We start from the raw sequence: 14,053 nt of genomic DNA on the forward strand, positions 1-14,053 counted from the left end.
AGTAGGGGCGTCGCGACCAAAGTCTTTTTCCACAGGTCTTCCCGCAGGTCTTCCCGCGGGGCGGCCGCCGGAGTTTTCCACAGGCCGGCGTCCGGCCCCTTGACGTAGCCGCCGGGCATTGTCACATTCATCGATGGCAGGTTACGGACGCGTAGCGCGACCGGACGCTCACACGGGACGGCGGGTGGCATGGCCTCGGCAGTGACAGGGGAACTCTCCGCGGAGCTGCGGGGGTTCAAGGAAGTACAGCGGCTCTCCTACGAGTGCGCGGAGGCCGTCGCGGCGCAGCTCAGGCCGGGCGTGACCGAGCGCGAGGCCGCGCGGATGCAGCGGGAGTGGCTGTACGAGCGGGGGGTGCGGGACTGGTTCCACCGGCCGTTCGCCTGGTTCGGCGACCGCACGGCCTTCGTGGACTTCAAGGTCCCGCTGCAGTTCTTCCCGACGAACCGGCGCCTCGAGGCGGGGATGCCGTTCATCCTCGACATGGCCCCGGTCTACCAGGGGTACACGGCCGACATCGGCTACAGCGGCTGCCTGGGACTCGACCCCCTGCACGACAAGCTGCTCGCCGACCTCGAGGACCACCGCGAGCTGATCCTGCGCGAGGTCCGCGAGCGCCGTACGCTCCGGGAGATCTACCAGGACGTGGACCGGCTCATGGTCCGCCAGGGATACGCGAACCGGCACCGGGCCTATCCCTTCGGCGTCATCGCCCACAAGATCGACCGGGTGAGGGAGCGCCGCTGGTCCCCGACGCTCTTCGGCTTCGGCACCCAGGCGCTCAAGGGCCTCGCGAGCGACGCCCTGCGCGGCCACCGGGACGGCTGGTCGCCGCTCTGGTCGCCGTACACGTTCTCCGACCACCCGCCGAAGCCCGGCCTGTGGGCGGTCGAGCCGCACCTCGGATTCCGGGGGACGGGCGCGAAGTTCGAGGAGATCCTGGTCGTCACCGACTCCCGGGACCCCGAGCAGAGCGCGTTCTGGCTGGACGACGATCTGCCGCACGTGCGGCGCTGGAACGAGGGGGCGGCCCGATGACGGGAACCGGCGGACCGACGGGAATCGAGGGCGCGCGGGAGCGCCGGATCAGGACGGGCGGGATCGAGCTGTGCGTGGCCGAGCTCGGCGGGACGGACCGGCCGACGGTCCTCCTCGTGCACGGCTACCCGGACTCCAAGGAGGTGTGGTCGGAGGTCGCGACCCGGCTCGCCGAGGAGTTCCACGTGGTGCTGTACGACGTCCGGGGCCACGGCCGCTCGACGGCGCCGGCCCCGCTGCGCGGCGGCTTCACCCTGGAGAAGCTGACGGACGACTTCCTCGCGGTCGCCGACGCCGTCAGCCCGGACCGGCCGGTCCACCTCGTCGGCCACGACTGGGGCTCCGTGCAGTCCTGGGAGTTCGTGACCGTCCGGCGCACCGAGGGCCGGATCGCCTCCTTCACCTCGATGTCGGGGCCCTCCCTCGACCACTTCGGGCACTGGATCAAGCGGCGGACGAGCCGGCCCACCCCGCGCCGGATCGGCCAGCTCCTCGGCCAGGGCGCCAAGTCCTGGTACGTGTACATGCTGCACACGCCCGTCCTTCCGGAGCTCGCCTGGCGCGGGCCCCTCGGCAAGCGCTGGCCGAGGATCCTGGAGCGGATCGAGAAGGTGCCGGCCGGTGGCTACCCGACGCCGTCGCTGCCGAGCGACGCGGCGCACGGCGCCTGGCTCTACCGGGACAACGTCCGCGCCCGGCTCGGGCGGCCGCGCCCCGACGCGTACGCGCACGCGCCCGTGCAGCTGATCACGCCGACCGGTGACGCCTTCCTCTCCGAGCGGCTCTACGACGACCTGGGTACCTGGGTGCCGGACCTGACCCGGCGCACGCTGCCCGCGAAGCACTGGGTGCCGCGCACCCGGCCGGACCAGCTGTCCGCCTGGATCGGTGAGTTCGTCCGGGCCAACGAGGAACCGGCGGCCAAGGCGCCGGGTGCTCTTCGGCCCGCCCCCGCGTCGGCGGCGAGGAGCGGGGTGAGGCCGGAGCACGCGGAGCGGTTCGGCGGCCAGCTGGTCCTGGTGACCGGGGCGGCCAGCGGCATCGGGCGGGCCACCGCCTTCGCCTTCGCGGAGGCCGGCGCCCGGGTGGTGGCCGTGGACAGGGACGCCGAGGGCGCGGTCCGCACGGCCGGGATGGCCCGGCTGATCGGCGCCCCCGAGGCCTGGGCCGAGACCGTCGACGTCGCCGACGAGCAGGCGATGGAGAAGCTGGCCGCGAAGGTGGCGAGCGAGTACGGGACCGTCGACGTCCTCGTCAACAACGCGGGCATCGGGCTCACCGGCTCCTTCTTCGACACGACGAGCGAGGAGTGGAAGCGGGTCCTCGACGTCAACCTGTGGGGGGTGATCCACGGGTGCCGGGTCTTCGGCGCGCAGATGACCGCGCGCGGTCAGGGCGGCCACATCGTGAACACCGCGTCCGCCGCGGCCTTCCAGCCCTCCCGGGCACTGCCCGCGTACAGCACGTCGAAGGCGGCGGTGCTGATGCTCAGCGAGTGCCTGCGCGCCGAGCTGGCCGGGCAGGACATCGGGGTCTCCGCGATATGCCCCGGCATCGTCAACACCAACATCACGGCGACGGCGCGGTTCGCGGGGGTCACGGACGCGGCGGAGGAGAAGCGGCGCCAGAAGAAGGCCTCGCGGCTGTACGGCCTGCGGAACTATCCGCCGGAGAAGGTCGCGGACGCGATCCTGGACGCGGTGCTCCACGACCGCGCGGTCGTGCCGGTGACGCCCGAGGCCCGGGGCGTCCACATCCTGTCCCGGCTGAGCCCGGGAGCCCTGCGGGCCTTCGCGCGCTGGCAGCCGCCGTCGTAGGCGGGGCCCGGTGGGCGCGGGCGGCGGACGGGGCCGGAAGGTCCCGGCCGCCGGGGTGTGACGGGTCCGGACGGGATCCTGACGCCCGTGTCGCGGTGGGGGCGGGGTGGCGGTCGTACGATCCCTGGCAGGAGGGGTTCCGTCCAGGCGGGGTGGAGCGAGCGGTCGGTGGGAGCGGGTTTGTCCGAGCAGTCAGCACAGCCGGAGTACCGGATCGAGGACCTCGCCCATCACAGCGGGGCCACGGTCCGGACGATCCGTGCCTACCAGGACCGCGGTCTGCTGCCCCGGCCGGAGCGGCGGGGCAGGTCGAACGTGTACGGGGACGCGCACCTCGCGCGGCTCCGGCAGATCGCCGACCTCCTCGACCGGGGCTACACCCTGGCCTCGATCAAGGAGCTCCTGGAGGCCTGGGACACCGGCCGGGGGCTCGGCGGGGTGCTCGGTCTGGTCGCGGAGGTCCACGGGCCGTGGACGGACGAGGAGGCGGCCCGCATCTCGCGCGCGGAGCTGGACGCCCGCTTCGGCGGCACGCCGGACGAGGCGGCCGTCCGGGAGGCCGTCGAGCTCGGCGTACTGGAGCGGATCCCGGACCGGGAGACGGAGGAGTACCTCGTCCCCAGCCCCCAGGAGCTGGCCGTGGCCGCCGAGTTGTACGCGGCGGGTGTTCCGCTCGCGGCGATCACCGGACATCTGAGGGAACTTCGCGGCCAGGTGGAGCACATCGCCTCCCGTTTCCTGGAGTTCACGACCGAGTACGTCTTCGCCCGCTACCTGGAACACCGGCCGCCGACGGACGCGGACGCGGCGGAGGCGGCGGCGATGGTGCGACGGCTGCGCCCGCTCGCCCAGCAGACCGTGGACGCCGAACTCGCCCGCGCGATGCAGCTGTTGGCCACCCGTCACCTCCAGCTGCAGCTCCAGCCCCATCTGCCGCCCGACGCGCCACGGAGGGAGGACGAAGGACCGCGCCCCGTGACCCTTCCGGCCGCGACGCTCAGGGCGGTTCAGGGGCTGGTGGGTCAGGAGGGCGTCGCGGCCTTCGTCGCCGCCGCCACCGAACGGGAGGTCCACAAAAGGACATTGGACGCTCTCACCGCAAGTCGCCCCATAGCGGATTAATTTGCCCAATTCGCCTGAAAGTGCAGCCTGGTTGTCCACAGAATCGCCAACCATCCTGTGGATAAGTCGGTTTGGCTGTGGACCAAACCTGCCCGCCCGAAATCGATGGCCGGGCGATCCGGTCTCCGGCATCCTGACGGAATGAACCGCCGACAACCGCCGGACGAGCGCCGCACGGTGAAAGTCTCGAAGTACCTCTCCAAGCACCTGCGCCACCAGCCCGAGCGCATCGGCCTCACGCTCGACCCCCACGGCTGGACCGACATCGACACGCTGCTCGACGCCACCGCGCGGCACGGCTTCCCGATCACCCGCGAGGAACTCGACCACGTCGTCGCGACCAACGACAAGAAGCGCTTCGCGATCGAGGGCGGCCGCATCCGCGCCAGCCAGGGCCACACCGTCGAGGTGGACCTGGACCTGCCGGCCGCCGAACCGCCCGCGTACCTCTACCACGGTACGGTCGCGGACCGGCTCCCCGCGATCCGGGCGGAGGGGCTGCGCCCCATGGCCCGCCACCACGTGCACCTCTCCCCCGACCGGGAGACCGCGACCCGGGTCGGCGCGCGCCGCGGACGGCCGGTCGTGCTCGCCGTCGACGCCGGTGCCATGCACCGGGCCGGTCACGTCTTCCGCGTCAGCGCCAACGGGGTCTGGCTGGCCGACACCGTCCCCCCGGCGTTCCTCCGCTTCCCGTCCTGACGCCGAAGAGCTACGACGCCTGCCCTCGGCGGTGAAAGCACCCGCGTGTGAAAGCACCCGTGTGCCGGACGAATCCGTCACCGGGCCCGGGGAAGACTGGCCGGATGGGAGAGATCCGGGTCGGAACCTGCTCGTGGACGGACAAGGCGCTGGTGTCCAGCGGCTGGTACCCGACGGGCCACCGCGACGCGGCGGGCAGACTGCGGCACTACGCCACGCGGTTCCCGGTGGCGGAGGTGGACTCCACGTACTACGGGCTGCCCAGCACCCGCAACAGCCACCTGTGGGCCGAACGGACCCCCGAGGGGTTCCGGTTCGACGTGAAGGCGTTCTCGCTGCTCACCGGGCATCCGACCCGACCGGAAGCGCTGCCCGCCGATCTCAGGCCGGCCTTCGCGCGGCAGCGGCGGGAGCGGGCGGGCACCGACCCCGGACTGCTCGACGAGGTGTGGGACCGGTACAGCACCGCCCTCGAACCGCTGCGTGAGGCCGACCGGCTGGGGACGCTGGTGTTCCAGTTCCCGCACCGGCTCGCACCGGGAGGACCGGCGGTGGAGTTCCTGCGCCGGTGCCGCGAGCGCGCCGCGGGGTGGCCGATGGCCGTGGAGTTCCGGCACCCCGACTGGTGGCGCGAGGAGCACGTCGACGCGACGACCGCCCTGCTGACGGAGCTGGACACGGCGGCCGTGGCCGTGGACATGGTGCAGACGCTGCCCACCTCGGTACCGCCGGTCGTACGGGTCACCTCCCCCGGCCTCGCCCTGGTGCGCTTCCACGGCCGCAACAGCGCCTGGGGCACCGGAACCAAGGAGGAGCGGTTCCGGCACGCCTACACGCCCGCGGAACTCTCGGAGTGGGTACCGCGCGTCCGGGAGATGGCCGAGCGGGCGCGGGAGGTCCACGTCCTGTTCAACAACTGCTGCGGCGACGCCGCCGTCCGCGCCGCGGAGTCGATGCGGCACCTGCTCGGCCTCCCGGAACCCTCCCCCGAGGACGGAGACCGGTGAGGGCGGGTGACCGACGGCTATACTCGCGGCCGCATTCGACATGGTGAGAGGAAGTCCCAGTGGCGGCTCCGACTGCGCTGAACTCGGTGATCGACGGCAAGGAGACCGCCGGGAACGGCGTCACCCACACCTCGCGCAACCCGGCACTCCTGAGCGATGTCGTCGCCGAGGTCCGGCTGGCCGACGCCGAGACCTTCCAGGACGCCTGCGCGGCGGCCCGCGACGCACAGCGCGCGTGGGCGCGGGTGCCCGCCCCGGTGCGCGGGCAGGTCGTGGGGGCCTTCGGGCGCCTGGTGCAGGAGAACAAGGAGGGCCTCGCCCGGCTGGTCACCCGCGAGGTGGGCAAGACGTACGCCGAGGCGCTCGGCGAGGTCCAGGAGATCATCGACACCTGCGAGTTCTTCCTCGGCGAGGGCAGGCGCCTGTACGGGCACACCGTGCCGTCGGAGATGCCCGACAAGCAGCTGTTCACCTTCCGGATGCCCGTCGGGGTGGCGGTCATCGTGACGGCGGGCAACTTCCCGGTCGCGGTGCCGTCCTGGTACCTGGCCCCGGCCCTGCTGTGCGGCAACGCGGTGGTGTGGAAGCCCGCCGAGTACGCGGCCGCGACCGCGCGCGCGCTGGCCGAACTCGCCTGGCGGGCGGGCGTGCCGGCCGGTGTCCTCAACCTGGTCTACGCCGACGGCGAGACCACCTTCGAGGGGCTGGACGCCGCCCTGTCCCGCGGTCTCGTGGACAAGGTCGGATTCACCGGCTCCACCGTGGTCGGCCGGCGGATCGGTGAGCTGTGCGGCCGGCACCTGCAGACGCCCTGCCTGGAGCTCGGCGGCAAGAACCCCATGGTCATCGCGCCCGACGCGGACCTCGACCTGGCCGTGCAGGCCGCCCTGTTCTCCGGCTACGGCACGGCGGGGCAGCGCTGCACCTCGCTGGGTACCGTCATCGCGCACGAGGACGTGCGCGCCGAGTTCGTGCGCCGCTTCACCGAGGCCGTGCGGACCGCGCCGGTGGGCGACCCGTCCGAGGGCGTCGTCTACGGCCCGCTGCTCGACGAGAAGTTCGCGCGCTCCTACGAGACCGCGCTGAGCTGGATCGACGACCACCACACGGTGCTCGGTTCGAGCGCCGTCGGCAGGATCACGGCCGAGTCGCCCCGGGAGGGCTTCGTCGGTGACCCCTCGGACGGCCTGTACTACCACCCGGTCCTCGTCGACGGGGTCCGGCCCACGGACCGGATCTTCCTGGAGGAGACCTTCGGACCGATCGTCGGGGTGACCACGTACCGGACGCTCGACGAGGCGATCGAACTGGCCAACACCCCCGGGTACGGGCTGTCCGCCGCCGTCTGGACCAGCGACCCGGCCACCGCGTTCCGCTTCCGGCAGGGCGTCGGCGCCGGCATGGTCAGCGTCAACAACTCCACCTCGGGCGCGGAGGCCCACCTCCCGTTCGGCGGCAACGGCAAGTCCGGCAACGGCAGCCGCCAGTCCGGCGTGTGGGTGCTCGACCAGTTCACCCGCTGGCAGTCGATGAACTGGGACTTCTCCGGCTCGCTGCAGAAGGCCCAGATGGACGTGGCGACCGTCGAGGCCGACCTGAGCTACCGGCTTCCGACGGAATGGACCGGCGAGGCCCGATAGGACCGAAGGCGCCGAGGCGCCGAAGGCGGTGGTCGTGCCACCTCCGTCGGCGCCTCGGCGGTCACGTTCTTCTCAGCGGCGGCCGTCCGACCAGGTGCGCTGGACGACCGTCTGCGCGTGGCCCACCGTCCAGTCCGGCAGGGCCGCCAGGGCCCGCTTCGCGTCCTCCCCGGTCCGCAGGAACACCTGGTCGACCTGGATCTCGACCGGACCGGAGCGTGCGACCGTGACCGTGTGGCCGTCGAAGCGGCCGACGACGTCGACCACCGCCTCGCCGCCCTCGAAGGACCGGCCGCCGACGGAGAGCCCGGGACCCTTCACCGTGATCCTGATCAGCTCCGCGCGGTGCGCGCCGAGGGTGATCCGGACGGGCGCGGTCGTACCGGCGGTGTCGAAGGAGACGGTCCCCTCCGGTACGGACACCTCCCGCGCGACGAGCGCGCCGTCGCGGGCCCGCAGACCGGTGTCGCGTGCGACCTGGTCGACGACGCCCAGCTTCTGGGGCGTGAGGTAGTCACGGCCCTCCAGCACGATCCGCGCGTCCCCGCCGTCGGTCTGCTCCTGGAAGAGCTCCACCAGCTTGGGATGCGCGCTGTCGTACGGCCCGACGAGGCCGACGACGAGGAGGCCGCAGGCGGTGTACACCGCCAGGGCGAGCCCGGACCGGCGCGGCGGCCGGCCCGCGTAGGCGCCGAACGGCGCGAGGACCAGCGCCAGCGGCACGGCGACCAGGACGGACGCCACGGCGAGGGCCGCGTCCATGGGAATGGCGGTCGGCAGCCGGCCCATCATCGGGACCGCGAGCTCGAACAGGTTCCGGGTGAACTGCGCGATCAGCACGAACGACACGAACGCGCCCACGAGCAGCGGCACCGCGCGCCAGCGGCCCGGCAGCAGCAGGAAGCCGCCGATCGACACGACGAGGAGGGCGGAGGTGATCCACAGCAGATAGCCGGGTCCGACGCCGAGCCAGGCGGTGACCGCCCCGAGCAGGGCGGCCGCCCAGGTGTTGGCGAGGAGGGCGGTGCGGACCGCCGCCCGCCGGGTGGCGTCCGGGGCGCGGCGCCGGCGCCGGCGCTCCAGGAGCAGCTGGGGGGCGAGCGCGCCGAGCACGACGAGGGGCAGCGTCACCGCGTGGACCAGCCACGGGTGCGCGAACCAGGAGTGCGGGCCGACGAGGGACTGGGCAGCGCCGAGGACGACGCCGGTGAGTACGGCCGCCAGGAGGCCGAGGAGCGCGGCGCCCGCGGTGGCGGCGACCCGGCCGGGCCGGACGTCCCAGACCCGGCAGGCACGCCAGGTCAGTGCGGCGAGGACGAGGAGCAGCGCGAGCGTGCCGATCCTCATCTGCAACGGGTCGAGCGTCACCCACCCGCGCGACAGCACGTCGAAGTAGTAGGGGGCGGGTTTCCGGTCGCTCAGATCGGCGGACCCGGCCACGCCGGTGGCGAACCGGACGGTCATGTCGGTGACCGCCTGTGCCGATCCGGAGCCGATCCCGACGACCCGGTCGTTCGGCGTGTGGTAGCGGTAGCCGTCCTCGAAGAGGGCGTAGTCGAGACCGGACCAGCCCTGGGCGCGCCACACCCGGGCGTCGGTGTCGGAGTTGATGAGGCCCGCCTGGAACAGCCACTGGCCGAGGACGGAGCCGTAGGGCCGTTCGGTGGTGCCGGCCAGCTCGATCAGTCGGCCGTCGTCCTCGCCCGCCTGGAACAGGATGGGCAGTCCGCCGGAGCCGACGGCCTCCAGATTCAGGAACCAGCGGACGTCCGCCGCCCACGGGTGCCGGGTGAACGCGTCCGCCCCGGTGAGGCCGACCTCTTCGCCCCCGTTGAACAGGTAGACGACCGTACGGTGGTGGTCCTGACCGGCCAGCTGCCGCGCGGCCTGTATCAGCGCACCGACGTTGACGCCGTCGTCGGCGGCACCGGGCCCCTCCATCGCGGAGTCGACGTGGACGTTCACGAGGAGGGTGTCGGCGGTGTCGCCGGGCTGGCGGGCGATCACGTTCTCGACGTCGTAGTCGATGGCGCGGTCGTGGAAGCGGTACGAGCCGGAGGCGCGCTGCCGTTCCACTTCGAGGCCCGGGACCGTCTCCAGTTCGCCGGCGACGATGTCCAGCGCCTCGGCGACCTGGGGGCTCCCCGCGACGTGCGGGCCCAGGTCCTCGAGACGCTGGGTGGTGGCGAGCGCGGCCCGGCCCGCCTCCCCGTCGGGCGCCGGGCGGGTCGCCCAGTGCGCCAGTCCGAACGCGATGACCAGGAGCAGGCCGACGACCGCCCAGGTGACGGCGAACCGGCCCGGACCGGCTCGGCCCGCGACACCCACGAAGCGCGGTGTTTCACGTGAAACATCGCCGAGGCCGGACCGCACGCCCTCGGCACCGTCCCGTACGGACCGCGTGCCGGCCTCGTCCCGTACGCCTTCGTCCACCCCGGACTTCGGCGTGCTCACCGCCGTGCCTGCCCCCTCGGTCATGACCCGGCTACCTTGATCTCCCGCAGCCAGGCGCGCAGTTCGCGCTCGACCGTCTCCGGGTGCTCGAGGGTGAGGGCGTGCGCGGCGTCCGGGACCCGTACGAGCGTGGCCTGCGGAGCGGCGCTCGCGATCTCCTCCGCGGTGGCCCGCATGCCGGCGGTGTCCGCGTCCCCGACGAGGACCCGGACCGGGAAGCCGAGCTCCGCCAGTCGGCCCGCGGCGGGCTCCGGCTTCACGAAGTCCGGAGTGTCCTTCTGCTGCGTGTAGTTGAGCCGCAGCATGTCGGCGACCGTCTCGCGCACGGCGGCCCGCGCGGGCGCCGGTTCGCGGCCGGGACCGTCGACGAACAGCCGCACCTCGTGCGCGATCAGCTCCTCGACCGCCTGGTCGGCGTCGGCCGCTTCGGCGGCGTCCCAGGCCTCCTCGGCCGCCTCGACCGCGTCGAGGAGGGGGCGTTCGCCGTCCGCGACCGGTCCGTCGAAGCCCGAGACGTCGGGGGCGAGCAGGAAGAGGCCGCGGACCCGCTTCGGGTGGGCCAGCGCGAAGTCGATCGCGAGCCGCGCGCCCCGCGACTCCCCCACCAGGACGGCGGACTCCAGTCCGTAGGCGTCGAGGACGAGCCCGAGGTCGTCGATGTCGGAGAACTCGCCGTCGAGCGTCGTCGTGGACCGGCCGAAGCAGCGGCAGTCGTAGGCGACGCCGAACGCCTCGCCGTCGAGGGCCCGCAGCAGCGGGGACCACATCTCCCCGTGGGCGATGCCGGAGTGGATCATGACGGTGGCGGTGGTGGAGGCCGAGGCGGCCGGTGCGCCGCTGCTGACGGTCCGGAGCGAGCCGCCGGGGACCGTGATGTCACGCGTTTCCATGTTCATCCTTCCAATGACTGCAGAGGGCGGCCGATCGACCGCATGTGGCAGCCGATCACGAATGCGGCGACTTCCTCGGCATGACTCAGCAGATACATGTGGCCGCCCTCCCACATCCGCGTCGCACAGCCGCTCCCGGACTGCTCCGCCCAGGCCTCGAGCCCCTCGGCGGGCACACCGGGGTCGTCGGTGCCGCCCAGGGCGTTCACGCGCGCCGAGAGCTTCTCGCCGTCCTGGTACCGGTAGCCCATCGCCATCCGGTAGTCGGCGCGCAGGCCCGGCATGACGAGCTCCAGCAGATCCGGCTGCTGGAAGAACTCCGGCGGTGCCACACCGTGCGAGCGGAGGTTGGCGAGGATCTCGGCGTCCGTGGGCGCGAGCCGGTCGGGCAGCACCTGGGGCGCCGCCATGCCGGAGACGACCAGGCAGTTCACCGGCAGTGCCTGCCGCTGGAGCCGGCGGGCCACCTCGAACGCGACGAGGGAGCCGAAGCTGTGGCCGAACAGGCTGGTCGGCCGGCCGTCCGCGGCGAGTTCGCCGGCCAGGGTGGCGACGAGCAGGTCCATGTCCTCCACGGGCGCTTCGAGCATCCGCTGTTCGCGTGCGGGCAGGTCGGGGGCCCACAGCTCCACGTCGGAGGGGAGCCACGCGGTCCAGCTCTCGTAGACCGTCCCGTTGCCGCCCGCGTAGGGGAGGCAGACGATCCGGCTGGTCCCGTCACCGGCGCTGAGCCTTCTGAGCAACGTCATGACGGCCGATCAGCCCCGCACGCAGCGCGGACGCATGTCGGTCCACACCGTCTCGATGTGGTCGAGGCACTCGTCCTTGGTACCGGTCGGCCCGTCGGCCGCCCAGCCGGCCGGCAGCTCGCGGTCGCTCCGCCAGACGGAGTACTGCTCCTCGTCGTTGACGACGACGACGTACTCGGGTTCCACGGTGGTCACAGTCATCGCACTACCTCTTGGGGGGTAAGGGCCGGGGAAAGGGTGATCTCGGGGGCCGCCGTCGGGAGTCGGCGGCTGTAGACGCCGAAGGCGACGCCGATCGTGATGCAGGAGACCGCGATCACGGTCAGGGTGAGGGAGCCGGAGGTCGCCTCGAGGGCGATGCCGGCCACCAGGACGGAGAGGGGTTTCAGGCTGAACGCGGCGACCTGCGCGGTCGTCGTGACCCGGCCGAGGAGTTCGTCCGGGGTGAGCCGGGCGCGCAGGGTGCTGTAGAGGATCGCGGAGAGCGACTCCCCGCCGCCCGCGAGCAGGACGACGCCGAGCGCCAGCGGAAGCGACGCGGTGCCGCTCAGGACGAGCAGTCCGACGCTGCCGAGGACCGTGCCCGCGCACATGACCGCGACGGACGCCTCCTTGATCCGCGAGGCGAGCACCGCGCCGGCGATCGCCCCGACGGCGTAGACCGCGATGATCGACCCCAGGACGCCGGGCGACCAGCCGAGGTCCTCACGGATGAAGTACGTGGCACAGATGATGATCGGCGCGGTGAAGAAGGTGATCGCCGCCCAGTAGAGCAGCGCCGCCCGCAGCAGCCGGTGCCCGGCGATGAACCGGAAGCCCTCCAGGACCTGCCGGCGCATCGGAGCCGGCGGACGGTCCCGGGCGGTCTGGAGCGGGCGGCGGATCAGCATCAGGGAGACCGCCGACACCGCGAAGGTCAGCGCGTCGACGCCCAGGGTGCCCGCCCCGCCGATGCCCGTCACCAGGACACCGGCGAGCGCGGGTCCCGCGATGTAGCCGAGCGCGTTGCCGATCGAGAGCAGCGAGTTGGCCTCGCCGATCCGGTCGCGGCCGACGAGCGACGGCACACAGGACAGGCAGGCCGCCTCGAAGACGGCGTACAGCACACCGACCGGCACGGCGATCGCGTACAGCACCGGCAGCATCGGCAGGTCGAGCACCGCGGCCACCGGGACCGCGCCGACCAGCACGGCCCGCCCGACGTCCGACCAGAGCATCATCCGACGCCGGTCGAAACGGTCGGCCCAGGCACCCGCGGCGACGCCGAGCAGCATCATGGGCAACGCCGTCAGCATGGCGATGAGGCCCATGTGCAGTCCGGAGCCGGTGAGGGCCAGGACCAGCAGCGGCAGGGCGGTCTTGCTCAGCGCGTCGCCGAGTGCCGAGGCGCCCTGGCCGCCCGCGAACAGCAGGAAGTCGCGGTCCCGCAGCAGGTTCCGGCCGGCGGGCGCGGCCGTACCCGCGGGGGTGGCCGTGCTCGCAGGCGTGGCCGTGCCCGCGGGGGTGGCCGCGTTCGCGGGTGCGGCCGTGCTCGCGGATGTGCTCGCTGGTGTGCTCACCGTCAGGCCCAGTCGTCCCAGTCCTTGGCGCCGGTCACGTTGCGCAGACCGCCCTGGGACTTGAAGTACAGCTGCGCCAGGTAGCGCTCGGGGATGCAGGTCAGCCAGCCGAGGGCGTTGTCCTCGCCCACGATCTGGTGGCTGTACGAGATCGAGGTGTCCATGGCCTCGATGGCGTGCCAGTAGCCGCTGGGGACGTACAGCGTCTCGCCCGGGTTCAGGACGGTCTCCTCCACGACCACGTCCTCGAAGCGCGGGTGGCGCGTCAGGTCGGGCTTGCGGTAGTCGACCTGCGCCATGCCGAACTGGCGGCGGAACGGCCGCGGGTACAGCTTCGCGTGCTGGTCGGGGGAGACGAAGTAGCAGCGCTTCCGGCCGACGACCTGGCTCAGGTACGCCGCGGTCTGCATGCCGTCGCTGTGGAACGGGGTGACGGTGCCCTTGCTGCCGACGAACATCACGGCCGCGACGCGGGAGGACACGGTCGCGCGCGGGGCGCCCTTGCCGCCGCCCCGGTTGAGGAAGGTCTTGGCGAGGTAGAGGCCGAGGAGCCTGGCCGGGTTGGCCGTGCCGGTCCGCCAGTCCGCCTTGAAGCGGATGTCGGCCCAGTTCGGCGCCAGGTCGGGGAGGTCGTAGTCCTCCTCGAGGCCCGGGAAGTGCTCGACCATCCGGTGGACGGGGTAGGCGCGCAAGTAGTAGGCGCGGTTGTCGTCGGTGTTCTTCTCGATCTCGTCGAGCAGGGCGGCCAGCTTCATCCCGCGGAAGCCGCCGACGTTGCCGAGGATCAGCTCGTTGTCGAGCCGCTGGAGGTTGGCGTGGATGTCCAGGTCGCCGAAGTGCTCGCGGAAGTAGTCCAGGTTCCAGCGCTCCATGGCCGGCCAGGAGTCCATCAGGCCGGTGATGACGGCGGGCTTGCGCTTGTAGACGTACTCGCGCGTGAACTCCTCGCGGGAGGGCGCGTGGATCCGGTCGATCGCGTCGGTCTTCACCGTGGCCCCGGGGAAGATCGTGCCGGGGACGGTCCCGGCCTTCTCGGTCGATTCGATGGTCATCTCGGGTCCTGTTCCTTTTCCTG

At 72.5% G+C, this 14,053-nt stretch carries 12 protein-coding genes; 6 read left to right on the top strand and 6 right to left on the bottom strand.

The window, feature by feature from the left end:
- Window positions 1–189 precede the first annotated feature (189 nt).
- The 6 genes from ACFWUY_RS04070 (at window position 190) to ACFWUY_RS04095 (ending at window position 7,326) form a co-directional block, all read left to right on the top strand.
- Window positions 190–1,038 carry a M24 family metallopeptidase gene (locus tag ACFWUY_RS04070; protein WP_384101733.1) on the top strand — a complete coding sequence of 283 codons (849 nt, stop codon included), beginning with the start codon at window positions 190–192 and terminating at the stop codon, window positions 1,036–1,038.
- On the top strand, window positions 1,035–2,855 hold the full coding sequence (locus ACFWUY_RS04075; RefSeq protein WP_384101735.1) for an SDR family oxidoreductase: 1,821 nt from the start codon (window positions 1,035–1,037) through the stop codon (window positions 2,853–2,855). The genes ACFWUY_RS04070 and ACFWUY_RS04075 overlap by 4 nt, the downstream gene beginning before the upstream one ends.
- A 180-nt stretch (window positions 2,856–3,035) precedes the next feature.
- Window positions 3,036–3,977: a MerR family transcriptional regulator gene (locus tag ACFWUY_RS04080; RefSeq protein ID WP_384101737.1), complete on the top strand. Its 942-nt coding sequence runs from the start codon at window positions 3,036–3,038 to the stop codon at window positions 3,975–3,977.
- A gap of 141 nt (window positions 3,978–4,118) precedes the next feature.
- Window positions 4,119–4,679 (top strand): RNA 2'-phosphotransferase, encoded by a 561-nt coding sequence (locus ACFWUY_RS04085; RefSeq protein ID WP_384101739.1) that lies wholly within the window; start codon window positions 4,119–4,121, stop codon window positions 4,677–4,679.
- A gap of 104 nt (window positions 4,680–4,783) precedes the next feature.
- Window positions 4,784–5,686: a DUF72 domain-containing protein gene (locus ACFWUY_RS04090; RefSeq protein ID WP_384101741.1), complete on the top strand. Its 903-nt coding sequence runs from the start codon at window positions 4,784–4,786 to the stop codon at window positions 5,684–5,686.
- Between the two features lie 59 nt (window positions 5,687–5,745).
- The gene (locus ACFWUY_RS04095) at window positions 5,746–7,326 is read left to right on the top strand and encodes an aldehyde dehydrogenase family protein (protein ID WP_384101743.1); all 1,581 of its coding nucleotides are present in this window, start codon (window positions 5,746–5,748) and stop codon (window positions 7,324–7,326) included.
- A 72-nt stretch (window positions 7,327–7,398) separates the two neighbouring features.
- On the opposite strand, the gene ACFWUY_RS04100 is transcribed toward ACFWUY_RS04095, so the two are convergent.
- The 6 genes from ACFWUY_RS04100 to ACFWUY_RS04125 are packed head-to-tail and all read right to left on the bottom strand — an operon-like array spanning window position 7,399 to window position 14,030.
- On the bottom strand, window positions 7,399–9,804 hold the full coding sequence (locus ACFWUY_RS04100) for a M20/M25/M40 family metallo-hydrolase (protein ID WP_384101745.1): 2,406 nt from the start codon (window positions 9,802–9,804) through the stop codon (window positions 7,399–7,401).
- On the bottom strand, window positions 9,801–10,670 hold the full coding sequence (locus tag ACFWUY_RS04105; RefSeq protein WP_384101747.1) for an alpha/beta fold hydrolase: 870 nt from the start codon (window positions 10,668–10,670) through the stop codon (window positions 9,801–9,803). The genes ACFWUY_RS04100 and ACFWUY_RS04105 overlap by 4 nt, the downstream gene beginning before the upstream one ends.
- A gap of 2 nt (window positions 10,671–10,672) precedes the next feature.
- A complete protein-coding gene (locus tag ACFWUY_RS04110; protein ID WP_384101749.1) occupies window positions 10,673–11,419 on the bottom strand; it encodes a thioesterase II family protein in 747 nt (248 codons plus the stop codon).
- Window positions 11,420–11,428: 9 nt separating this feature from the next.
- Window positions 11,429–11,620: an MbtH family protein gene (locus ACFWUY_RS04115; protein WP_384101752.1), complete on the bottom strand. Its 192-nt coding sequence runs from the start codon at window positions 11,618–11,620 to the stop codon at window positions 11,429–11,431.
- Window positions 11,617–12,978 carry an MFS transporter gene (locus ACFWUY_RS04120; protein ID WP_384101754.1) on the bottom strand — a complete coding sequence of 454 codons (1,362 nt, stop codon included), beginning with the start codon at window positions 12,976–12,978 and terminating at the stop codon, window positions 11,617–11,619. The genes ACFWUY_RS04115 and ACFWUY_RS04120 overlap by 4 nt, the downstream gene beginning before the upstream one ends.
- A 2-nt stretch (window positions 12,979–12,980) precedes the next feature.
- Complete coding sequence (locus ACFWUY_RS04125) at window positions 12,981–14,030, bottom strand: cupin-like domain-containing protein (protein ID WP_384101755.1); 1,050 nt, start codon at window positions 14,028–14,030, stop codon at window positions 12,981–12,983.
- Between the last annotated feature and the right edge of the window lie 23 nt (window positions 14,031–14,053).

It is taken from the genome of Streptomyces sp. NPDC058664, assembly GCF_042716635.1.
In the GTDB taxonomy this organism is placed as follows: domain Bacteria; phylum Actinomycetota; class Actinomycetes; order Streptomycetales; family Streptomycetaceae; genus Streptomyces.